Below are 22,454 nucleotides of genomic sequence, written 5' to 3' on the forward strand. Positions count from 1 at the left end.
AACCCTATGGTTTAAGTTGTGCCGATATTCCCGCCTCGGTTGATTGTTGGTTCTTGGCTCGAGGGCCTAGTTTTTTGTTAAATCACAAGGGCTTTCGGAATCTATATTTTGCTATCTAAATTCGATCTTGATGCCGCGGAGAAAGTAGTTGGAACCATTGGCTTCGCGCAGTGCAGCATGGTCGCCGTCGGTTCCCGCGCGACTCGCCCGTCACTCGGCTGGTGGGTCTCTGCTGTGGGCCGCCGACCCGTCATACCGCCTTGAACACCACCGTCTGTTCAAGCCCGCCGCCCCTGCGGTTTTGCAGCGTCACGGTGCCGCCGTAGCGCTCGATGATCTCCTTGGCGATGGCGAGGCCGAGACCCGCGCCCGGAATGGATTGCAGGCGGCCGGGGTCGACGCGGAAGAAGGGTTCGAACGCCTTGTTCAACAGCTCCGGCGGAATGCCCGGGCCGTGGTCGGAGATGGTCAGCACGGCGCGATTGTCGGCCGCGGCAAGGTCGATGATGCATGCCTTGCCATGAGTGGCGGCGTTGACGATCAAATTGCGCAGTGCGCGGCGCAGGCCGAGCGCGCCGGCCCGCACCGAAACCTTGTCCAGGTGCCCGATAGAGACGGGATGGCCGAGCGACACCATCTCGGCTTCGATGTCGCGCAACGTCTTTTCCAGGTCGACCGGTTCGACGGCGTCCTGGTTCACCTCTTCGCGCACCAGCCGGATGGCGCTGTCGGCGATGCGGTCGAGCTCGTCGAGGTCGTGAAGCCATTTGTCGCGTTCGTCGTCGAGGAATTCGGCGCGCAGCCGCATACGCGTCATCGGCGTGCGCAGATCATGGCCGGCGGCGGCGACCAGCCGCATGCGGCTTTCCATGGCGGTGCGCAGCCGCGACGAGAGCTGGTTCAGCGCCTGCGCGGTGGCCTTGACCTCGGCCGAGCCCACTTCCGGCACCGCCGCCAGCACGCCATCCGATCCGATCTTGGAGACGGCGGCCTCCAGCATCTCGAGCGGCCGGATCAGCACCGAGGTGAAATAGACCGAGACGGCGGTCGCACCGGCGACGATCAGCGAGATCCAGCCGGCCAGAATCAGCCATTCGCGCCGTGGCGGATTGATGTGGGGAACCTCCATGATCGCCCAGCGACTGTCGGGCAGGCGCAGCGATGCAACTTGGCCGGGTTCGTTCGCCTTGTCGCTGACGACGGCCGGGACATCGAAGCCCCGGCGGCGCAATATGTCGTTGAGCATCGCGGTTTCGGGGCGAGCCACCTTGCCGCCGGCCGGGTGGTCGGCCAGTTGCACCCGCAGGACATCCGGGATCCGGCCGGGCAAGAGCCGCATCACCAGTTCCATCTGCTGGGCGACCCAGGGCACGGTCAGCTCCGGTGGCGGCCCGCCGCCGCGCACGCTGATGACGGCGGCCGTCGCCAGCGCGACCACGCCGACGATCGAGGCGACCAGCAGCAGGATGAGACGGCGGCGCAGCGAGTTCACGCGTGGCTCTCCACCGTGTCGACGCGCGCGGTCAGCTGGTAGCCGCCATTGCGCACGGTCTTGAACAATGGCCCGTCGCCGGTATCGGTGAATTTGCGGCGCAGCCGGCTCACCAGCACATCGACCGAACGTTCGAGCGGGTCGCGCTCGCGGCCTTGCGTCAGGTCGAGAAGCTGGTCGCGCGACAAAAGCCGGCCGGGACGGTCGAGAAACACCTGCAAAAGGTCGAACTCAGCGCCGGTGAGGTCGACGGCCACGCCTTGCGCATCCATCACCTTGCGGGTGTCCGGCTCCAGCCTGTAACCGGCAAAGCGGTAGATACGCGCGCGGGGCGCAGGCGCCTCCTCGGGCGTCGAGCGCCTCAGCACCGCGCGGATGCGGGCGATGAGCTCGCGTGGGTTGAACGGCTTGCCGAGATAGTCGTCGGCACCGAGCTCCAGGCCGATGATGCGGTCGACATCTTCCTTCAGCGCGGTCAGCAGGATGACAGGGATGTGCGGTTTGCGGTCACGCAAGGCACGGCAGATATCGAGCCCCGAACCGTCCGGCAGCATGACGTCGAGCACGATCAGGTCGAACTGGCCCGTGCCCAGCCGCTGCTCGCATTCGCGCCGGTCCGCGGCCGCCGAGACGCGAAAGCCCTGGCTGTCGAGATAGCGCTGGAGAAGCGTCCTGATCTCACGGTCGTCGTCGACGACGAGGATATGGGGTTGTGACTGCATCAATCGTGCCTTTGCCCGTGATTATAGGGGCCTGGCCGCGATTATAGGGAGAGCCGCGCCCGAGCGGCATGGAAAATTGCAACCGAACGTTTCCGGCAGGTCGCGGGAAACATTCGGAAACAAATTGCCCTTTTGCGGAAACCTTCGGCAACAGATCGACGCGAAGCGGACAAAGACGCTTCCTATCCTCATGGCCGTCCGAAGCATGAGAGAAAGGAACATCTTTATGCGAAGCAGACTTCTTGCGCTCGGCCTGTTTTCCGTCGCCGCAATTCATCCCGCGCTGGCGGCGCAGCCCGATCCCGGCCCCGGCGAGCCGCCCCCGGTGATGGCAATGCAGGATGGGGCATTGCCGGATGAACCGGGCCACGGCCCGATGGCCTGGTTCGGCCGGAATGGGCCTGGCCCGCATGGGCCGATGCGACATGGTCCGCAGGGCTTTGGCCCGCAAGCGTTTGGACCCCGTCGCATGGGGCCGCCGCCGGAGTTCATGCTGGCCGCCCGGCTGGCAGCGCTCGAGACCCGCGTCGGCATTCGCACCGAACAGCTCGACGCCTGGCGCGACTACACCACCGCACTCCAGGCCGTGCTGACGCCGCCACGGCCTGATCATGGCCCGGAAGGCCCCGGCGGTCCTGAAGCGAAAGGCGCCAATGCAGCAGGCCCGGGCGGCAAGCCCGATGCCTTCGCCTTCCAGGAAAAGCTGGCCGACGACGTCACCGCCCGCGCGGTTTCGGCCGGCAGACTGAAGGACGCGATCACTGAACTTCGCGCCAAGCTGACGCCCGAACAACTCGAAATCCTCGCTTCGGCGGAACCTCCGCATGGACCACCCCCCGGTCCCTGGGGCGGTCCGCCGAACGATGCAGCCGGCCCCAGAGGCCTGCCCAACAATGGCAGGCAGCTCCCGCCCCAGCCCGGGAACGACTGATAACCCTGACCGGCTGCGCCGGCCGGCCCGGTACCCAACCCGTTCTCGGGCCGGCCGGTTTCTTCGGGGATGGCGGCAAGCCATCCCCGGTTCAAAATCCTGAAATGGAAGCACGACAATGTGGGAAGCCATGATCATGCTGCGGCTGTTCGCGTCCGCCAGCCCGAGATTGCCGCTCGGCCCAGCCAGGCGCGGCTTGTCGCCGACCCTGCCGGTCGACACGCTGAAGGGCGCGATCCGCCTGAGCTTCGCCGCCTGGCGGCTATCGCTCCCGCTCTCGACAAACAACCACGCGGATCATGACCGCAAGATCGCGTGAGACTTCGGCAAGGCGCTTGGCATGTCCTCGCTGATCGGCATAATGATGCCGGTGGGCATCGCGGCCGGCTGCTCGACTTTCGAGCAGTTCCGGCCGCTGAGAAGGAGCGCGACACGAGGCGCTTCGAGCTTTGCTCGACACCGCCCACGGACGGGCGCCGCCCCTCGTCACGATATCGACCGGCATGCCCTTCGACCGGGCGGTCCATTGCCAGCGGGCACGCAACTCCAAGGAAAGATCCAGGCCATGACTTTCAAGCCTAGCCAGTCTCGTTTGTCGGTGCGCCGTCTCGCGCCCTGGGCGGGACTGCTCGCCGCCATCCTTCTGCTGGCGGCCTGTTCGCAGGAGAGCAGCGCCCCTCCCGGCATGGGTCCGCCCGGCAAACCGGAAGTCGGCATCGTCACCTTGCATCCGCAGTCGGTCGCGATAACAGCCGAATTGTCGGGGCGCACGGCGGCCTCGCTGGTTGCCGAGGTGCGCCCGCAAGTGAACGGCATCATCCAGCAGCGCCTGTTCAAGGAGGGCAGCGAGGTGGCGGCGGGGCAACCGCTCTACCTGATCGATCCGGCAAGCTACAAGGCGTCCTATGACAGCGCGGTCGCGGCACAGCAGAAGGCGGAAGCGGCGGTGCCGACCGCGCAGGCCAAGTTCGACCGTTATGCCGGCTTGCTCAAGCAGAACGTTGTTTCCAAACAGGATTATGACGATGCCGCTGCCACGCTGGCGCAGGCGAAAGCCGATGTCGCCTCGGCCAAGGCCAGCGCCGAGACGGCGCGCATCAGCCTCGACCGCACCTCGATCACCGCGCCGATCGCCGGTCGCATCGACAAGTCCACGCTGACGCCGGGCGCGCTGGTGACCGCCAACCAGGAAACGGTGCTGACCACCATCCGTGCGCTCGATCCGATCAATGTCGACGTCACGCAGTCGAGCACCAATCTGCTCAATCTGCGCCAGGCGATCTCGGAAGGACGGCTGAAATTCAGCGGTCCCAATGTCAGCGTCAAGCTGAAGCTCGAGAACGGCACCATCTACACACAGACCGGCAAGCTGGAATTCGCCGGCGCCAATGTCGACCAGACCACCGGGACCTTCGCGCTCAGGGCAGAGTTTCCCAATCCGGACCGTCTGCTTTTGCCCGGCATGTATGTGCGGGCACTTGTCGAGGAGGGCGTTGCCCAGAACAGTTTTCTCGTGCCGCAACGTGCCGTCAGCCGCAACACCAAGGGTGAGGCGACGGCCATGGTCATCGATGCGCAGGGCAAGGTCGAGACCCGTGTGCTCGCTGTGCGAAACAGCGTGGGCAACAATTGGCTGGTGGATTCGGGTGTCGGCGACGGCGACCGGGTCATCGTCGAGGGCATGCAACTGGTGCGTCCCGGCGGCGATGCGACGGGCGTCGAAGTGACGATCGACGAGACCACCGGCGAGATCAAGGATCGCGGGCAGGGCACCTCCGCTGCTCCAGCCGCGCCCAACGCCACGAAACCGGCGCCTGCCGCCGCGACCGGGAACTGACCGATGTCCGCATTCTTCATCAACCGGCCGATCTTCGCCTGGGTGATCGCCATCGTGATCATGCTGGGCGGCTTGCTGGCGCTCACCTCGCTGCCGATCTCGCAATATCCGCAGATCGCGCCGACCACGGTCAACATCAGCGCCACCTATCCGGGCGCCGATGCATCGACGGTCGAGAATTCGGTGACCAAGGTCATCGAGCAAGGCATGACCGGCATCGACAATCTCGACTACATGACGGCGACCTCGACCTCGACCGGTTCGGCCTCGATCACCCTGACCTTCACCACATCAGCCGATCCCGACACCGCCCAGGTGCAGACTCAAAACAAGCTGCAGCTGGTACAGTCGCAACTGCCGCAGGTGGTGCAGAGCAACGGCATCACCGTCTCCAAATCCTCGACCGGCTTCCTGATGGTCATCGGCTTCGTCTCGACCGACGGCAAGATGAACTCGACCGATCTCGCCGACTATGTCGACGCCACCGTCAACGACACGCTGAAGCGCGTCGAGGGTGTCGGCTCGACGCAGCTGTTCGGCTCCGGCTATGCCATGCGCATCTGGCTCGATCCGGACCAGCTCGCCAAATATGCGCTGATGCCGAGCGACGTGGCCACCGCCATCGAGGCGCAGAACACGCAGGTGTCGGCCGGTCAGCTCGGCGGTCTTCCGGCGCGCAAGGGCCAGCAGCTCAACGCCACGGTGACGGCCAAGAGCCGGCTGCAGACCGCCGAGCAGTTCCGCAACATCATTCTGAAGAGCCAGACCGACGGCTCGCTGGTGCGCCTCAACGACGTCGCCACCGTCGAGCTCGGCGCCGAAAGCTATACCACGCAGGCGAACTACAACGGCAAGCCGGCGGCCGGCGTCGCCGTCAACCTGGCGACCGGCGCCAACGCCATCAACACCGCCGAGGCGGTGCGCTCGACGATCGCCCGGCTGAGCTCAACCTTCCCGCAAGGCGTCGAGGTCGTCTATCCCTACGACACCTCGCCCTTCGTGCGGCTGTCGATCGAGGAGGTGGTCAAGACGCTGGCCGAGGCGATCGTGCTGGTGTTCCTGGTGATGTTCATCTTCTTGCAGAATCTGCGCGCCACCATCATCCCGACGATCGCGGTGCCGGTGGTACTACTCGGCACGTTCGGCGTGCTGTCGCTGTTCGGCTATTCCGTCAACACGCTGACCATGTTCGCCATGGTGCTGGCCATCGGCCTGCTCGTCGACGACGCCATCGTCGTCGTCGAGAACGTCGAACGCGTGATGCAGGAGGAGGGCCTGTCGCCGAAGGAAGCGACGCGCAAATCGATGCACGAAATCACCGGCGCGCTGATCGGCATCGCCACCGTGCTTTCGGCCGTGTTCGTGCCGATGGCTTTCTTCGGCGGCTCGACCGGCATCATCTACCGGCAATTCTCGGTGACCATCGTGTCGGCGATGGTGCTGTCCGTGCTGGTGGCGCTTGTGCTGACGCCCGCACTTTGCGCCACCATACTGCGGCCGCCCAAGGACCATGCGACGCAGACGGGTCCGTTCGGTTGGTTCAACCGCGTCTTCGACCGCGGCACGCTTGCCTATCGCGACGGCTCGCACGGCATCATCAACCGGTCCTGGCGCTTCCTCGCCGTTTTCCTGGCCATCGTCATTGCCATGGGCTGGATGTTTGCCCGGCTGCCGAGTTCGTTCCTGCCGGAAGAGGACCAGGGCATCCTGATCACCAGCGTGCAACTGCCGGTCGGCGCGACGCAGGACCGCACCGAGCGCGTGCTGGCGCAGGTGACCGACCACTATCTCAGCCAGGAAAAGGACGCTGTCGAGGGGGTGTTCACCGCTTCCGGCTTCGGCTTCGGCGGCGCCGGACAGAATGTCGGCATCGCCTTCGTGCGGCTGAAGGATTTCGACCTGCGGAAATCACCGGCTTCCGCCGCACAGGCTATCGCCGGCCGCGCCATGGGCGCGTTTTCGAAGATCAGAGACGCGCAGGTCTTTGCGCTTGCGCCTCCCGCCATCCAGGGCTTCGGCAACACCAACGGCTTCGATTTCTACCTGCAGGACGTCAACGGCGCCGGCCATGACGCGCTGATCCAGACGCGCAACCAGCTTCTGGCCCTGGCCGGGCAGAGCAAGGTGCTCGCCAATACAAGGCCCAACGGCCAGGAGGACCAGCCGCAATTCTCGGTCGACATCGACCAGGAAAAAGCCAGCGCGCTGGGCGTCAGCCTGGCCGACATCAACAACACGCTCTCCACCGCCTGGGGCAGCGACTACGTCAACGATTTCATCGATCGCGGGCGGGTGAAGCCGGTCTATCTGCAGTCGGATCCGAACTTCCGCATGCAGCCGGAAGACCTGGACAAATGGCAGGTCCGCAATGCCAGCGGCGCCATGGTGCCGTTCTCGGCCTTCGCCTCCAGCCACTGGACATTCGGCTCGCCCAGGCTCGAACGCTACAATGGTTCGGCCGCGGTCGAGATCCAGGGCGCGGCGGCGACGGGCGTCAGCTCGGGTGCCGCCATGGACGAGATTGACAAGCTTGTGGCGCAATTGCCCGCCGGTTATTCGCACGAATGGACCGGCCTGTCGCACCAGGAGAAGCTTTCCGGCAACCAGGCGCTGTCGCTCTATGCGATCTCGGCACTGGTCGTGTTCCTGTGCCTGGCAGCACTTTATGAGAGCTGGTCGATCCCGTTCGCCGTCATGCTGTCGGTGCCGATCGGCATCTTCGGCGCACTCTTGGCGGCGAGCCTGTTCGGTCAGTCCAACGACGTCTATTTCAAGGTCGGTTTGCTGACCACGATCGGCCTCGCCGCCAAGAACGCCATCCTGATCGTCGAGTTCGCCATCGAGCGGCAGACGGCCGGGATGGGGCTCGTCGAGGCGACGCTGGAGGCGGCGCGACAGCGGCTGCGACCGATCCTGATGACGTCGCTGGCCTTCATCCTCGGTGTGCTGCCGCTGGCGATCGCCAGCGGCGCGGGCTCCGGCGCGCAGAACTCCGTCGGCATCGGCGTCATGGGCGGCATGATCGCGGCGACGGTGATCGGCGTGTTCCTGGTGCCGCTGCTGTTCGTCACGGTGCGGCGCATCTTCAAGGGCAAGATGGCAAAACAGGGTACGGGCGAGACGCAGGCAACGGCCAACCAGCAATAAGGGTTCTTTCCATGACAGGTTTCGAACGTGGCTCGGTGGCCGCGAGGCGGCTCCTTGCGCCTATGATCAGCACGGTCCTGCTCGCGGGATGCATCGTCGGTCCGGATTATCAAACGCCCATCCTGGCGATGCCGGCGAATTGGAGCGGCCAGAAGCCGACAAAGGCCGCCCAGCCCGCGCAACTGTCTCAATGGTGGCAGCGGCTGCGCGATCCCGAGCTGAACACGCTTGTCGAAGAAGCCGTTGCCGGCAATCTCGATGTCGCCACTGCCAAGGCCAGGATCCGCGAGGCGCGCGCCAGCTATCGCCAGAGTGCGGGCACGCTGCTGCCGTCGCTCGACGGCTCTGGCTCTGCCACCCGCAACAAGTCGGCCGAGACCACGTCAGGCTCTGATGCCACCTACAACGAATACCAGGCCGGCTTCGACGCCAACTGGGAGCTCGACCTGTTCGGCGCCAACCACAGGGGCGTCGAGGCCGCGCGCTATGGGCTGGACGCCTCGCAGGAGGAACTGCGCTCGACACTTCTGACCCTGGTCGGCGATGTCGCATCCACTTATGCCCAGGCGCGCGGCTATCAGGCCCGCATCGCGCTCGCCAGGCGCTCGGCCGTATCGCAAAGGCAGACCGCCGAATTCACCCGCACCATGGCTCAGGCGGGCACTGCAACCGCGGCCGATGTCGCCAAGGCGATGGGGCAGGCGGCGAGCACCGAAGCCGCGGTGCCGACGCTGGAGGCAAGCTATGCGCAAGCCCTGCATCGTCTCTCGGTGCTGACCGGCCGGCCGCCGGCGGCACTCGGCGAGCGGCTGAAGCGCGGCGCGCCGATCCCGAGACCGCGCTTGCCGATCCCGACCGGCATTCCCGCCGACATCCTTTTGTCGCGCCCTGATGTGCGCATGGCGGAACGGCAATACGCGCAATACACCGCCAAGATCGGCCAGGCCGAGGCGGCCCGCTACCCCTCGGTCAGCCTGACCGGGGACATCAGCACCGCGGCGCTGAAGCTCGGCGATCTCGGCAAGAATTCGTCGATCGGCTGGTCGTTCGGGCCGACGCTCAGCGTGCCGGTGTTCAATGCCGGCCAGTTGCAGGCGGCCGTCGAGGTCGCCAAGGCGCAGCGCGACCAGTATTTCATCGCGTACCGGTCTTCGGTGCTGACGGCGCTCGAGGATGTCGAGAACGCGCTCGTGCTGTTGTCGCAGGAGCGCATCCGGATCGGCAAGCTTGCCTCTTCGGCGAAATCCTATGGCGATGCGGCACGGCTCGAAGGCACGCTCTACAAGGCCGGCGAGACCAGCCTTCTCGATGTACTCGACGCCCAGCGCTCGCTCTATTCGGCGGAGGACTCGCTGCTGCAAAGCCGCGTCCTGCTAGCGACCAACTACATCGCCCTCAACAAGGCGCTCGGCGGCGGCTGGGATGGCACGGTCGACAGCACGAAGCCGGAAATTATCGACGTCAAGACCGGGCCACGGCTGGCGTCGAAGCCGGCGTCGTGAGGCCAGCACGCAATGCTCCGGGATCGCCGCCGTCATTGCCGCAGCTTTCGGCACCGGGGTCACCTCGAAGCCGCCGGTGCCGTCGCTCGAGTAGGGAGCGGATGGATGCACCATGGAACATCATTTCCGCCTGTAGCCGTCAGAACTTGATGCCGAGATCGACCTTGGCGCCCTGGTCGACGGTGCCATTGCCGAATTGCCCGGTATAGGACACGCCGAGCGTGGCATTGGCCGACATGTTGAGGTCGAGCCCAGCTTCGACAAGGGCTGCGTCCCTGCCGATCGGCACGCCGGCGATGGTGAAGACATCGCCGCCGGCGAAGGCGAAGCTGGAGGTCGGCGTGACATCGCCGAAGGCATGGCGCCAGCCGAGCATGCCGCGCGCGGTGGCGTTGATGCCGCCAAGCGCGAAATCGGTCGAGCCGCGCAGGCCGAGCGTTGTGAAGGTGGCGTCGGTGGTCGATCCGGCGCTGGTCAGTGCCGCCGTGCCGCCGGTCTCGGTGAAGCCGTCGGTATGTACGCTGACATAGGCGAGGTTGGCGAACGGTTCGAACTTGAAGTGGCCGGCATCGGCCTTGTAGGCGAGTTCGCCGAACACCTGCGCGGTGCCGGCATCGTAGTCGGCCGACAGCGCATCCGTGAAGCCGTCAAAGGCGACGGAGCGTTTGGTCGAGATGCTGCTCCAGCTGTAAGCGGCGCCGCTGCGGAAGGCGATGGCGCCCCAGTTGGTGCCGCCATAGAGACCGAGATGATAGCTGTCACTCTTACCCGACGAATTGCGGTCGTCGGCATCGAAGGAGGAATGGCTGTAGCCGCCGAGCAACCCGACGCGCCAGCTGCCGACTGATGTGTCGGCACCGGCCAGCAGGCCGCCGGTCGAGCGATCGAAGGCAGCGGCGTTGCCGTCGGAGTCGGTCTTGCCCCAGGAGCCAAACGCCTGGCCCCAGACGGCGAAGCGGTCGGTATCGGCGGCGACCATTTCGGGGCCGCCTTCACCATAGGCCATCACCGGCAATGCGGTCGCGCCAATATCGCCAAAGGCGGACCTGATACGATTGGTGGCTGCGTCGCGGACGAAGCGGCTGTCTTCGACCAGCATCCCCTTGGCCGAGGCATGGATCTCGCCGGAAAGCTGGTCGAAAGCGTCCCGGACCACTGCTTCGTTCGGCAAGGCATAGATGGCATCGAACAGCGGATTACCGCCGCCGAGGCTTTCGGCGCCGCCGCCGGTGGCGATCTGGTTTGGCGTCAGGCCGACATCGGCGAAGGATTTTGCCTGCACCGCGTCGATGTAGACATGCGTGGGATCGTAATTGGCGTAAAGGCCGGTGAAAAGGCCTAGTCCGCTGATCGTGTAAGTGCCGGTGACGCCCGCATCGGCCTGCAGCACCGTGTAATGCGTGCCCGGCACGTAAGGTGCCGCGTCCGTCTTGACCATGTCGAGGATCGCGCCGGCGGCGATCGTCGCCGTGCCTGTCGCGTGGATGAGATCGGATTGGCCGGTCGAGGTCAGCTCGACCTGGTAGACCGAGCCCGCCGCCTGGTCGATATTGCCCGCGACATTGAGCGTGCCGATCGAATTGCCCGGGGCGACGATGCCTCCCGACTGCGCCATAATACCGCCCACCGTGCCGTTGCCGCCCAGCACGCCGCCCAAGATCGTCACCAGCGAGTTGGCCAGCGAACCATTTACGGCCAGCCGTCCGCCGCTCACGTTGGTTGCACCGGTGAAGCCGCTCGAATCGGCGGTCAGGTTGGTGTTGCCGGCGATCTGGTTGATCGTGCCCGCGCCGCCGATCGCCGACGCGAAGGCGTAGTTCGTGCCGGTGTGGTTGAAGTTGATCGCACCCGCGCCCAGTCCGAACTGGACGCTCGCCGCATTGAGCGTGCCCGGCGCGGCCGCGGCCGTCCCGGGCGCGCCGCCAATGTTGAGCGTGCCGGCGGATCCCACTTGGTTGGCAATCGCGACTTTGCCACCGACCGAAACCGCGCCGTCGTTCAAGATGTTCAGCGTGCCTGTACCGGCACTGCCAACGACGAGATCCGAAAGGCTGGTCCAGGTTGAGTTCGTGCCATCGACCGTTACCTTGCCCAAGGCACCCGCGAAGTCACCAATATGGCCCTCGTTGTTGGTGACCGTACCGCCGTTCGCGATCGCCAACGTTGCCGAGCCAGTCAGACCGACAAACAGGTTTGAACCGTTGGTCCAGGTCGAGCCGGCCCCAGTCACCGTCGCCGTGCCTTGGGATCCTGAGAAATCTCCAAGAACGCCTAGGGCGTTGGTGACTTTCCCGCCATTCGAGATGGTCAGTGTGCCTGTGCCGGAGTTGCCGACATAGAGGGCCAAACCGTTGCTCCATGTCGAACCCGCGCCATCGACCGTTGCCGCGCCAACCCCGGTAGCAGCATCGCCGATCACGCCATCGGCACTATTGACCTTGCCGCCGTTCGAGACCGTCAGCGTGCCGCTTCCGGAATTGCCGATGGTCAGGATTCCGCTGTTGACGGAACCTCCATTCGCAACCGTCAGTGTGCCTGTACCGCTAACGCCGACATTGAGGTCTCCGCTACTGACCCACGTCGAGCCAGGGCCGTTGACGTTAGCCGTACCGATGGACCCGGCATCAAAGCCCACATAGCCGTCGATGTTGACGACGCTGCCGCCGTTGGAGAGCGTCACCGAAGCCGTGCCGCCGACACCGATCACCAAATCGCCGTGCATCTCCCACAGCGAAGTCGGGCCGTCGACCGTTGCCTGGCCCGTAGCATCGGCACCGATTGCCATGGCGGTGAAGCCGCCGGAGGCCACGCCGCCATTGGTCACGGCAAGACTGCCGCTTCCGAGGCCGCCAAGATACAGGCCGTTCTTGTTGGTCCATTTCGAATCCGTGCCGTCCACGGCAACCGCGCCGACACCTGTTGCTCCCTGGCCGACAAAGACGGAATCAGCATCCGCTGAGCCGCCCTTGGAGATGGAAAGTGTGGCGTGACCGCTGCCCCCCACCGCAAGAAGGTCGTCGGTGCTCCACGAGGATCCCGCTCCATCCACCGTCACCGTCGCCATAGCGGTGCCGAGATTGGCAAGGGTCGCGGCCTGGCTGAGGACGTGGCCGCCCTTGGCTATGTCGAGCGTGCCGGTGCCGCTATAGCCGACGAACAGGTCGGCACTGCTGACCGTGCCGCCATTCGAGACTGTCAGCGTGCCCGTGCCGACACCGCCGACGTCGAGGGTCCCGCTGTTCGTCCACTTCGATGCCGGACCGTCGACCGCCACCATGCCGGTCGAGCCCGCCGAGGCACCGATATAGCCCCAGGCATTGCTGACCGCGCCGCCGTTGGTGATCGACAGAGCGCCGTTACCGAAATCGCCGATTGCCATGTTGGAACTGTTGGTCCAGGTCGAGCCGGTACCGTCGACGAATACGATGCCGGTCGAGCCCGCCGACTTGCCGACAGTCGCCCAACTGTTGCTGACTGCGCCGCCTTGGGTGATCTGCACAGCGCCCTTGCCGAAATCGCCGACGATCAGCGATCCGCTGCTTGTCCAGGTCGAGTTCTTACCATCGATGAACACCACGCCGGTCGAGCCCGCCGACTTGCCGACATAGGCCCTGTCATTGCTGACAGCGCCTGCGTGGGTGATCGCGAGCGTGCCGATGCCGTTATCGCCGACGGTCAACGACCCGTTGTTGGTCCAGGTCGAGCCGCCACCGTCGACTGAGACGGAACCGTTCGAATCAGTGCCTCTGCCAATGGTTCCATCGGTGTTACTGACGGCACCGACGTTCGTGATCAGTAGAATACCCGGACCATTTTGACCAATGACGAGGGTTGAGCTGTTGGTCCATTTCGAGCCGTTGCCGTCCACGGATAGTACCGCATGTGCATCGGGGCCATCCCCCAGGATACCGTTGGTATTGCTGATCAGGCCGCCGTTGAGGATGGTGACCGTCCCCGTGCCTTGCGCTCCGACGTAGAAAGCGTCGGAGTGCAGCCATGCTGCTCCCGGGCCATCCACAGTTACCGTGCCGGTAGAGCCCACGAATCTGCCAACGGCGCCCTGTGAATCACTGAGAGTCCCGCCATTGGTGATTGTCAACGAACCGACATCGCCGGCATTCCGGCCGACGAAAACCACGAGTCCGTTGGCGGCCAGGCCGCTTATCACCGTGGGGTTCGGCGTGAGCGTGTTGACATTGACGAAATTGGTAGCGTCGGGAACCGCATTGAGGGTCCAGTTGCTGGGATCGAACCAATCGGTCGACGTTGCACCGTTCCAGGTCGTGTCCGCGGCCGCTGCCGGCAGGGTCGTTCCCACAAGACCGGCCGAGCCAAGCATCAGCGCGAGCGAACTGACGCCAGCCATATGCCGAGGATTGCGGGAGGGGTTGAGATAACTTGCCAGCGCGGTCGAAGTCAGCGCCAGATATTTCAATCCTGTCGCCTTGCGGCCTCCAACTGTATTCTGCGGCATCTAATCCCCTGACATGACTGTCGTTTCGCCCTGAGGCTGACATGTCACCGGAACCGGCTGCTGTCTTGGGCAGGACCGCACTGGAATTGGACTGGAGTGCATTGCCGTGTCTTTTCCGCGCACTGTGGTGATTTGGCACCATCGATCGCTGATACATGTCACCAAAAAAGCGGTTTTGGTACAACGACATAAAAATAAAGGCTTAATGCGTCGCATGAACCTCTTCCGACGCGGCACGCTTTAGGGAGCGGTGCGGTATCGGCTTCGCAGCGGGACAGTCGATTGCGGTGTCGAAATAAAACCGGTCGGGCCGATCTACCTGGCGCTGGTTGGCGTATAGCCGAAGCGACGACGAAAGCAGCGATTGAAATACGATACGTCGCTGAATCCACATATCAGCGCAATTTCGCTGACCCGCATGCCGTCGTTGCGTCGCTGCGAGAGCATCTTGTGTGCTCTGTGCAAGCGTAGTTCGAGCACGCGCTCGGCAAAGCCGATACCCGTTTCCTGAAGGAGATCGTGGACATAGCGGGCCGACAGGCCGAGTTCTTCCGCCACGCGCAGCGCCGAGATGCCAGGGTTGGCAAAATTGTCCGTAATCTTCGCCAGAACAGCCTGCAACCTGGCCGCGCGCACACCGCGCAAGCCGGCCAATTCAGCCGTTTCACCGTTTGCTCCGGTCGCCAGGCCGATCAGGTCGACGATCGTTTCCGTGGCATGGGCTATCAGTTCCGGGGCGACGAGAGGATCGCCGGCTTCGAGAAACTGGCAGTAGCGCTTGAGCAGCCCCAGGGCCTCGTTTTGACTGTCGATCTTCAGCGCCAGCCTGTCATCGATGCGCGGGAAGACATGTGTGAGGATGGCACGCGGGATCACCACGTTCATCCATACGTTCTTGTCGCTGCCGATCATTTTCAGAGGCTCTGCCGCGGTGACCAGGGCCGCTTCTCCCTGTCCGACACCATAGTCACGGCCGACCTGGGCTCCGGTCAGCACGGTGTCGGCCTTGTTGATCAACAGAAGGTAACTGTCATTGCCGTCATCGGCGATGTTGTTCGCCTTCCTCGTCGCGTGCTTGATGGTTCCGGACATCTGGCCAAGAACCACGGGTCCGATCGCGGCGGCTTCGATCGTCGCCTCGAAAGGCAGATTGTCTGAAATGCCGTATTCGACCGACCATATCTCCGCGACGTGGATGTCTTGCCACAGGGAAAATCGCTCGCGTTCGCCAAGATGCGATGGCAACTGAGCCGATGAAAACACCGTCTTTCGCGACAATGGAGGGCCTCGACAAGTATCCACGGCTCTAAGAATATCGAACGCCGCGCTTTCCATTGTCGCAATAACCAGCCACAGTTACAGCCCGGCGTTCAACCATCGAATTGAACCCTTAATCGAGATCGACCGTGAATGGCGTCATCCAAAAGTATGACGCTACAAAATCCTCCGAGGCGAGATCGGAGCGTGCCTGGAGGCGTGGTGGAGAGGCTGAGCAGTGAAGTCCTTGGTTCGATTGTCGGCGATATCTATGATTGCGTTCTGAACCCGGAGGGTTGGGCCGGGGTCATGACCCGGATCACCGAGGCCATGGACGCGGCCTATACGACCATCGCGCTTGCCAGCACCGCCGACAATCATGGCCGCTTCGCTGCCCAATCGCCTTGGGATCCCGTGCAAATGCGCGCGCTCCAGGATTATGACTTTGACGCCATTCCCGGGCTGAAGGCGGCGGTGGTCGGTGACGTCGACACGCCCGTCGCGACGCTGTCGCTCATGAGCGAAGCCGAACTTCAGCAGACGCCATTTTTTCGGAATTGGGCCAGGCCGCAGGGTTTGCGCGAAGCCTGCATCACCAAATTCGTCCACACGTCGGACCGGATCGGGCTCATGGGTTGCACCACATGGGCAAACAGGGGGATCATATCCGTCGAAGATCAGCGTTTCCTGGCATTGCTGTCGCCGCATTTGCGCCGTGCGTCGCTGATTGGGGACCTGCTCGACCAGGCCCGCGTTACCGCCAGTCTTTATCGGCAGGCACTCGACAATCTCGCAGTGCCTGTCGTTCTTGTCGGCGCCAACGGGACAATCCTCCATGCCAACGGCGCCGCCGAACAGATGTTCTCGCCGCAAGGCCCGATCTTTGCCAGGAACGGCTTGCTCCAGGTGCAAAATCCGGCGGTGGCCCGCGCCCTGCTGGAAGCGATCGCCAATTCCGCGAGCGCGGATGCCTTGCTTGGCGCCCGCGGCATCGGGTTGCCGATTTCGGCCCTAGGTCAGCCGCCCGCCGTCGCCTATGTGCTGCCGTTGACCGAAGGAACCGCGCGTGCGGCCTTCCGGCCGGCATGTGCGGCCGTGTTCATATCGACCACGACATCCGCTTCTCCTCCGCCGGAGGCCGTTCTGACCACGCTGTTCGACCTTACGCCCGCCGAGGCGCGGGTCCTGCAGCGGATAGGCAGCGGATTGTCGGCATCGAAGAGCGCGTTGTCGCTCGGCATCGGCGAAAACACGTTGAAGACCCACCTCAATCGGATCTTCGCCAAAACCGGCACGAGACGCCAGGCCGATCTCGTCAAACTCGTTTCGGACATAGGCACGCCCCTGGCAGCGCATCAGGGCTGAAGCAGCCGCTCGCCCCGATGGCGCCGAAATCCTCGTCGACGCATATCCTGACGATACGAGAAAACCGAAGCAGTTTCCGTCGCGACCAAATGGCCGGCCCGTCCTTCGGCTGGCCAGCAGCCGATGTCGGCTCCTCATGGACTTCGCCAAAATACAACCCATATTGAATCCATGGAGCTTTGAGCGTGACCTTCGCGCGGGTGGCCCTTCTTGCCGCGGCCTTCGTCGCCGCAACTGTCTTTTCTCCCTTCCCTTTGGCCGGGAGCGAGAGGGTGGCGTTGAGCGTCGCCATCGACGGCGCCATCGGACCGGCGAGCACCAGACAGTTCGAGGAAGCGCTTGACGTCGCCGCCAGTCGGGGCGCCGCGGTCCTCATCCTTCAGCTCGATACGCCAGGCGGGCTGGTCACCTCGATGCGCGAGATGATCGCCGACATCCTGGCTTCGCCGGTGCCCGTCATCGGCTATGTCGCGCCGGCCGGCGGCCATGCGGCGAGCGCCGGCACCTATATCCTCTATGCCACCCATGTCGCGGCGATGGCGCCCGGCACCAATCTGGGGGCGGCGACGCCGGTCGAGATGGGCGGGCTGCCGTCGCTTCCGGGCGGCGACAAGGACAAGGACGCGAAGGACGCCACCGGGCCGCCGCCCGCCGACGCGATGATGGCCAAGGTGACGAATGATGCCGTAGCCCTGATCCGCTCGCTCGCCGAACTGCGCGGGCGCAATGGCGACTGGGGCGAGAAGGCCGTGCGCGAAGCGGCGAGCCTGTCGGCCAACGCTGCGCTGCAGGAACATGTGATCGACTTCGTCGCCCACGACACCACCGAGCTGCTGCAACTGGCCGATGGCCGCACCGTCGACGTGGCCGGCAGGAAAGTGGTTCTGGCGACGAAAGGACTGCCGGTCGAGACGCTGGAACCCGGCTGGTTCATCCGGCTGCTCGCCGTCATCACCGACCCCAACACCGCCGTCATCCTGATGCTGGTCGGCGTCTATGGCATCATCTTCGAGTTCACTAGCCCCGGCGCGGTCGCGCCCGGCGTCATCGGGACCATCTGCCTGGTACTTGGTCTCTATGCGCTCAATCTGCTGCCGATCAACTATGCCGGCCTTGCTCTGATGCTGCTCGGCATCGCCTTCCTCGTCGTCGAGGCCTTCAATCCTACCGTCGTGCTTGGGCTCAGCGGCGTGGCCGCCTTTCTGTTCGGCGCCGCCATGCTGCTGAGGGTCGAGGGTCCGGGCTTTGCCATGTCGTGGGCCGTCATCGGTCCCGCCGCCGCGCTGACGCTTGGGCTGGCGCTGCTGACCGGCACCTATCTCTGGGCGGCGCGCAGGAGCCCGCCGCGCGTCGGCGGCGAGGCGATGCGCGGCTTGCCGGCCGAGATCCTCGACTGGCAGGGCGGCGAGGGCCACGTGCTGGCCCAGGGAGAGCGCTGGCGGGCGAAAGCCGACGGTCCCGTCGCACCTGGCGACAGCGTCGAGGTGACCGACATCAGCGACCTCGTGCTGACGGTGCGGCGGCGCGATGCGGGAAGGAATGGAGCAAGACAATGATGATTGGTTATGTGGCCTATCTGATCGTTGCGCTGGTCGTGATCATGTTCCTGTCCGCGGCCATTCGCATCCTCAGGGAATATCAGCGCGGTGTGGTCTTCACGCTCGGCCGCTTCACCGGCGTCAAGGGTCCCGGTCTCATCATCCTCGTCCCCTTCATCCAGCAAATGGTGAAGGTCGATTTGCGGGTGGTGGTGCAGGACGTGCCGCCGCAGGACGTGATTTCGCGCGACAACGTCTCGGTGAAGGTCAACGCGGTGCTCTATTTCCGCATCGTCGACGCCGAGCGGGCGATCATCCAGGTCGAGGATTTCATGGCAGCCACCAACCAGCTGGCGCAGACCACGCTGCGCTCGGTGCTCGGCAAGCACGAGTTGGACGAGATGCTGGCCGAGCGCGACAAGCTCAACAGCGACATCCAGGAGATTCTCGACCAGCGCACCGATGCCTGGGGCATCAAGGTCTCCAATGTCGAGATCAAGCATGTCGACCTGAACGAGAGCATGATCCGCGCGATCGCCAAGCAGGCCGAGGCCGAGCGGCTGCGACGCGCCAAGGTGATCAACGCCGATGGCGAGCAGCAGGCCGCGGCCAAGCTGGTCGAGGCGGGCAAGATGCTGGCGGCGGAGCCGCAAGCCATGCAGCTGCGCTATTTCGAGGCTTTGCACGACATCGCCGGCGAGCGCTCGTCCACGGTTGTCTTCCCGCTGCCGGTGGACCTGCTCAGCCAGTTCATGAAGGGACAAGGGAAGTGAGAGCGGAGCGCGAAATACCCCCCTCTGGCCTGCCGGCCATCTCCCCCTCAAGGGGGGAGATTGGCAGTTTTGGCGCCTCGCCAGTTTTCCAGCGTTGATGATTGGCGAGGACGCTGAAGCGAATAATCTCCCCCCTTGAGGGGGAGATGCCCGGCAGGGCAGAGGGGGGTGTTTCGCGCTAACTTTCGCTCAAAGCCGCCGCCAGGGCGGCTCCGGCGCGAAGCGCTTGCCGATCCAGTCGGCGAAGGCGCGGGTCTTGGCGGCTTGTCCCTTGGCTGAAGGCGTGACGACATAGATCGCGCCTTCGTCGGCCAGCGTCCATTCTTCCAGGATCGGCACCAGCCGTCCGTCGGCGAGTTCGCGGCCGACCAGCCAGTCGGTGCTCATCATCAGGCCGACGCCCTGCACGGCGGCCTCGACCAGCACCTCGGCATCGTCGGTGACCAAAGGCCCGGACACCTCGACGCGCACGCTCCGCCCCTCGCGGTTGGTCATCTCCCAGGCCGGAAAGGTCTGGAAGCCGCTGAAACCCAGACAGGAATGTTCGAGCAGCGCCTGCGGTGTCCGCGGCCTGCCCCTTCGGGCGAGATAGGAGGGGGCGGCGCAGAGCAGCCGCCGCCGCGTCGCCACCTTGCGCGCCACCAGGCGCGAATCCTCCAGCGCGCCGAGCCGCACGGCGACGTCGAAATTCTCGGCGACCAGATCGGTGAAGCGGTTGGAGAATTCGGCCTCGATGCGGACATCGGGAAATTCGGCAAGGAATTGAGGCAGCAGCGGCCCGATCCACATGCGCCCGAACGTGCCGGGCAGCGCCAGCCTGAGCAGGCCGCGCGGGCCGCCGCCTGCATGTGCCGATGCGGCAGCCTCGGCCTCGTCCACGGAGGCGAGGATGGCGCGCACCCGCACCAGGAATTCGGCACCCGCTTCGGTCAGCGACACGCTGCGTGTCGTGCGATGGAGCAGCCTGACGCCCAGCCGCTCCTCCAGCGATTGGAGGCGCCGCGACAGGATGGTCGCGTCGCGCCCGACACGCGCCGCCGCCCTGGTGAAGGAGCGCGTCTCGGCGATGGCCGCGAAGGCGGCCATTTCCGCAAGGGCCGCTGGTTCGTGGGATTGCTGCATGATTCGCAGTACTCAAATGCAGATGGCAAGGATTATCTAGGAATAGCGCAGCAGATAGGTTCACTCAACCATCAATCGTCCCAACCGGAGTGAAACCATGAAAGCCATCGAACTGAGCCAAGCCAGGCTGGACGCCTTCCGCGCCGTCACCGTCGCCACCCCCGAACCGCAGCGCGGCGAGGTGCTGATCCGCCAGCGTGCGGCGAGCCTCAATTTCGTCGATGTCGCGGTGGCAAGCGGCAATTATCCCGGACCGACCTTTCCGCTCATCCCGGTCGCCGACGGCGCCGGCGAGATCGTCGCGGTGGGCGAGGGCGTTACGGGATACGCCGTCGGTGATCGCGTCGTCGCCCATGCCAAGCCGCACTGGATCGGCGGTCCGCCACGGCCTTGCGAGATGAGGCAGATGCGCGGTATCTCGCTGCCGGGGTCGCTGGCCGAATATGTCGCGCTGCCCGCCAATTCGGTCGTGCCAGTGCCGGTGCATCTCTCCTTCGAGGCGGCGTCGACGCTGCCGATCGCCGGCACCACGGCCTGGAACGCCATCCGCGCCGCCAATGTCGGTCCGGGCTCGGTCGTGGTGCTGCTCGGCACCGGCGGTGTCTCGATCTTCACCCTGCAGCTTGCGAAAGCCGCCGGCGCCACCGTCATCATCACCTCGTCGTCGGACGAGAAGCTGGAGCGGGCGAAGGCACTCGGCGCCGATCATCTCGTCAACTACCGCGCGACATCAGACTGGGACGGCAAGGTGCTGGAGCTGACCGGCGGCCTCGGCGCCGATCTTGTCGTCGAGACCGGCGGCGCCGCCACCTTCGCCCGCGCCGTCAACGCCACCGCACCCGGCGGCACGCTGTTCACCATCGGGTTCGTCACTGGCGCCGAGGCCACTGTCAATCTGCTGCCGATCATCATCAAGGCGCTGAAGGTGGTCGGCAACAACACCGGATCGGTGTCTGACCTTCGCGACGCCGCTCGCGCCATCGGTGCTGCCAGGATCGAGCCGGTCGTCGACAAGGCGTTTTCGCCTGATGAAGCGGCCGAAGCTTACGCCCACATGGCCGCCGGCGGCCTGCACTTCGGGAAATTGGTGTTCGGGTTGGAGTGGTGAGGCTTGCGCGAGGCGCCCCCCTCTGGCCTGCCGGCCATCTCCCCCTCAAGGGCAGGGCTATCGCATATGAGTAAAGAGCTGGAAGAGGAAGTCTTTGTTCCATCTGGCTCTTCGCATCTTGCCTGCGATGGATTTGTCGATCGGATGGGCTTGCAAGATGTTTTGAGCGAGACGTCGGATGATGGCCAGGTTTTGCGGCCCGTTATCCTTGCGGGTTCGGGCATCGTCCTCGTGGAAGACGACATCGAGGCTCCAATGCAACTGGTTCTCGATGGTCCAATGTGCTCTGACGGTCTCGGCCAGTCTTTTGGGCATGAGCACTTTGGAAAGTGCGACATAGCGGACCGAGGTGGTGGGTTTGCCGCCTGCCACGCTGCGGGTGGCTTCGATGCGGCCGATCGCCTTGAGGCCGGGAAAGTCCGGCGCGTCGAGCAGCCGCTTGAGCGGCAGCACCGAGGCTCTTCGCGTTTCGGTACGGCCATGGCTGCTTTCGCTGGTCTCGAAGAAGGCGATCTCGCCGGCTGCGGCGAAGCTTCGCTCTGCTGCGGCGAACAGCTTGGGGCGATTGCCCTTCAGCCCCAGCGCATAGTGCGCCTTCTTGCCGATCAGCGCCTTGGCCGTGTCGGGACGACAGTGCAGCGCATCCGCCGTCACCGTGCAGCCCTTCAAATCCAAGCTCTTCAGAAGATCCAGTGTGGTTGTGACCTCGTCGCCTTCGGGCGCGCGGGCAGCGGCAATCGACAACCTTGTCTCGGCGTCCCACACGCTCACCATCAAAGGCGGCATAAAGACCCGACCCTTGGTGTAGCCGCGCCGCAGCGATTTGCCGTCGACCGCCACCACGCCGCGCGGCGAAGGCCCAAGCGTTTGTCGCAACGCTGCCATGAAGGCGGCAAAGCTGCGCGAAAGCTCCTCGGCGTCAAGAAGTCGAAACACCCGGCTGAACGTATCGTGGCTTGGACAGCCATGCTCCAGCGTCACGATTTCTTTCAGCTCGTCTTCCCGCCCCTCGACGAAATCGGCAATATCAACACAGCTCTTGGCACCACAAAGCGTGGCAACCAGAGCCAAGAACAGAAGCTCCGCCAGATCATGACGCGCGTTGACGTCACGCGGGTCCCGGACTTCACGCAAAATCGAAAACAGAAACGACATACGGCCTCATCTTCAAGGAGAAGGCCGCTAA

At 64.6% G+C, this 22,454-nt stretch carries 15 protein-coding genes; 9 read left to right on the forward strand and 6 right to left on the reverse strand.

Annotation, left to right across the window (positions count from 1 at the left end):
• Window positions 1-250: 250 nt before the first annotated feature.
• Together ACSQ3L_RS14240 and ACSQ3L_RS14245 are read right to left on the reverse strand one after the other, a co-directional pair.
• Window positions 251-1,492 carry an ATP-binding protein gene (locus tag ACSQ3L_RS14240; RefSeq protein WP_436160526.1) on the reverse strand — a complete coding sequence of 414 codons (1,242 nt, stop codon included), beginning with the start codon at window positions 1,490-1,492 and terminating at the stop codon, window positions 251-253.
• Complete coding sequence (locus tag ACSQ3L_RS14245; RefSeq protein WP_436160527.1) at window positions 1,489-2,214, reverse strand: response regulator; 726 nt, start codon at window positions 2,212-2,214, stop codon at window positions 1,489-1,491. The genes ACSQ3L_RS14240 and ACSQ3L_RS14245 overlap by 4 nt, the downstream gene beginning before the upstream one ends.
• A gap of 226 nt (window positions 2,215-2,440) precedes the next feature.
• On the opposite strand from ACSQ3L_RS14245, the gene ACSQ3L_RS14250 reads away from it, so the two are divergent.
• The 5 genes from ACSQ3L_RS14250 (at window position 2,441) to ACSQ3L_RS14270 (ending at window position 9,631) form a co-directional block, all read left to right on the forward strand.
• A complete protein-coding gene (locus ACSQ3L_RS14250) occupies window positions 2,441-3,145 on the forward strand; it encodes a hypothetical protein (protein ID WP_436160528.1) in 705 nt (234 codons plus the stop codon).
• A 118-nt stretch (window positions 3,146-3,263) separates the two neighbouring features.
• Complete coding sequence (locus ACSQ3L_RS14255) at window positions 3,264-3,464, forward strand: hypothetical protein (protein WP_436160529.1); 201 nt, start codon at window positions 3,264-3,266, stop codon at window positions 3,462-3,464.
• Between the two features lie 246 nt (window positions 3,465-3,710).
• A complete protein-coding gene (locus tag ACSQ3L_RS14260) occupies window positions 3,711-4,982 on the forward strand; it encodes an efflux RND transporter periplasmic adaptor subunit (protein WP_436160530.1) in 1,272 nt (423 codons plus the stop codon).
• 3 nt (window positions 4,983-4,985) lie between these two features.
• Window positions 4,986-8,129 carry an efflux RND transporter permease subunit gene (locus ACSQ3L_RS14265; protein ID WP_436160531.1) on the forward strand — a complete coding sequence of 1,048 codons (3,144 nt, stop codon included), beginning with the start codon at window positions 4,986-4,988 and terminating at the stop codon, window positions 8,127-8,129.
• An 11-nt stretch (window positions 8,130-8,140) separates the two neighbouring features.
• Complete coding sequence (locus ACSQ3L_RS14270; RefSeq protein WP_436160532.1) at window positions 8,141-9,631, forward strand: efflux transporter outer membrane subunit; 1,491 nt, start codon at window positions 8,141-8,143, stop codon at window positions 9,629-9,631.
• A gap of 139 nt (window positions 9,632-9,770) precedes the next feature.
• Here the strand turns inward: ACSQ3L_RS14270 and ACSQ3L_RS14275 are convergent, their stop codons facing one another.
• Both ACSQ3L_RS14275 and ACSQ3L_RS14280 read right to left on the reverse strand, forming a co-directional pair.
• On the reverse strand, window positions 9,771-14,105 hold the full coding sequence (locus ACSQ3L_RS14275) for an autotransporter domain-containing protein (protein ID WP_436160533.1): 4,335 nt from the start codon (window positions 14,103-14,105) through the stop codon (window positions 9,771-9,773).
• Window positions 14,106-14,420: 315 nt separating this feature from the next.
• Window positions 14,421-15,383, reverse strand: coding sequence for an AraC family transcriptional regulator (locus ACSQ3L_RS14280; RefSeq protein ID WP_436160534.1), 963 nt, complete (start codon window positions 15,381-15,383; stop codon window positions 14,421-14,423).
• Window positions 15,384-15,671: 288 nt separating this feature from the next.
• Here ACSQ3L_RS14280 and ACSQ3L_RS14285 point away from each other — a divergent pair, with 288 nt between their 5' ends.
• The 3 genes from ACSQ3L_RS14285 to ACSQ3L_RS14295 all read left to right on the forward strand — a co-directional run bounded on the left by ACSQ3L_RS14285 (window position 15,672) and on the right by ACSQ3L_RS14295 (window position 19,038).
• The gene (locus ACSQ3L_RS14285) at window positions 15,672-16,727 is read left to right on the forward strand and encodes a LuxR C-terminal-related transcriptional regulator (RefSeq protein WP_436160535.1); all 1,056 of its coding nucleotides are present in this window, start codon (window positions 15,672-15,674) and stop codon (window positions 16,725-16,727) included.
• Between the two features lie 185 nt (window positions 16,728-16,912).
• On the forward strand, window positions 16,913-18,283 hold the full coding sequence (locus tag ACSQ3L_RS14290) for an NfeD family protein (protein ID WP_436160536.1): 1,371 nt from the start codon (window positions 16,913-16,915) through the stop codon (window positions 18,281-18,283).
• Window positions 18,280-19,038 carry a slipin family protein gene (locus ACSQ3L_RS14295; RefSeq protein ID WP_436160537.1) on the forward strand — a complete coding sequence of 253 codons (759 nt, stop codon included), beginning with the start codon at window positions 18,280-18,282 and terminating at the stop codon, window positions 19,036-19,038. The genes ACSQ3L_RS14290 and ACSQ3L_RS14295 overlap by 4 nt, the downstream gene beginning before the upstream one ends.
• 189 nt (window positions 19,039-19,227) lie before the next feature.
• Here the strand turns inward: ACSQ3L_RS14295 and ACSQ3L_RS14300 are convergent, their stop codons facing one another.
• Window positions 19,228-20,160, reverse strand: coding sequence for a LysR family transcriptional regulator (locus tag ACSQ3L_RS14300; RefSeq protein ID WP_436160538.1), 933 nt, complete (start codon window positions 20,158-20,160; stop codon window positions 19,228-19,230).
• Window positions 20,161-20,257: 97 nt separating this feature from the next.
• Here ACSQ3L_RS14300 and ACSQ3L_RS14305 point away from each other — a divergent pair, with 97 nt between their 5' ends.
• Complete coding sequence (locus ACSQ3L_RS14305) at window positions 20,258-21,268, forward strand: zinc-dependent alcohol dehydrogenase family protein (RefSeq protein WP_436160539.1); 1,011 nt, start codon at window positions 20,258-20,260, stop codon at window positions 21,266-21,268.
• Between the two features lie 57 nt (window positions 21,269-21,325).
• On the opposite strand, the gene ACSQ3L_RS14310 is transcribed toward ACSQ3L_RS14305, so the two are convergent.
• On the reverse strand, window positions 21,326-22,423 hold the full coding sequence (locus ACSQ3L_RS14310) for an ISAs1 family transposase (protein WP_436158456.1): 1,098 nt from the start codon (window positions 22,421-22,423) through the stop codon (window positions 21,326-21,328).
• Window positions 22,424-22,454 lie beyond the last annotated feature (31 nt).

The organism is Mesorhizobium sp. LjRoot246, from assembly GCF_964254115.1.
In the GTDB taxonomy this organism is placed as follows: Bacteria; Pseudomonadota; Alphaproteobacteria; order Rhizobiales; family Rhizobiaceae; genus Mesorhizobium.

Coding starts and splice junctions, on each gene's coding strand:
- ACSQ3L_RS14245 (WP_436160527.1), bottom strand. CDS start 2,214: ATGCAGTCACAACCCCATATCCTCGTCGTCGACGACGACCGTGAGATC.
- ACSQ3L_RS14250 (WP_436160528.1), top strand. CDS start 2,441: ATGCGAAGCAGACTTCTTGCGCTCGGCCTGTTTTCCGTCGCCGCAATT.
- ACSQ3L_RS14255 (WP_436160529.1), top strand. CDS start 3,264: ATGTGGGAAGCCATGATCATGCTGCGGCTGTTCGCGTCCGCCAGCCCG.
- ACSQ3L_RS14260 (WP_436160530.1), top strand. CDS start 3,711: ATGACTTTCAAGCCTAGCCAGTCTCGTTTGTCGGTGCGCCGTCTCGCG.
- ACSQ3L_RS14265 (WP_436160531.1), top strand. CDS start 4,986: ATGTCCGCATTCTTCATCAACCGGCCGATCTTCGCCTGGGTGATCGCC.
- ACSQ3L_RS14270 (WP_436160532.1), top strand. CDS start 8,141: ATGACAGGTTTCGAACGTGGCTCGGTGGCCGCGAGGCGGCTCCTTGCG.
- ACSQ3L_RS14275 (WP_436160533.1), bottom strand. CDS start 14,105: ATGCCGCAGAATACAGTTGGAGGCCGCAAGGCGACAGGATTGAAATAT.
- ACSQ3L_RS14285 (WP_436160535.1), top strand. CDS start 15,672: ATGACCCGGATCACCGAGGCCATGGACGCGGCCTATACGACCATCGCG.
- ACSQ3L_RS14295 (WP_436160537.1), top strand. CDS start 18,280: ATGATGATTGGTTATGTGGCCTATCTGATCGTTGCGCTGGTCGTGATC.
- ACSQ3L_RS14300 (WP_436160538.1), bottom strand. CDS start 20,160: ATGCAGCAATCCCACGAACCAGCGGCCCTTGCGGAAATGGCCGCCTTC.
- ACSQ3L_RS14305 (WP_436160539.1), top strand. CDS start 20,258: ATGAAAGCCATCGAACTGAGCCAAGCCAGGCTGGACGCCTTCCGCGCC.
- ACSQ3L_RS14310 (WP_436158456.1), bottom strand. CDS start 22,423: ATGTCGTTTCTGTTTTCGATTTTGCGTGAAGTCCGGGACCCGCGTGAC.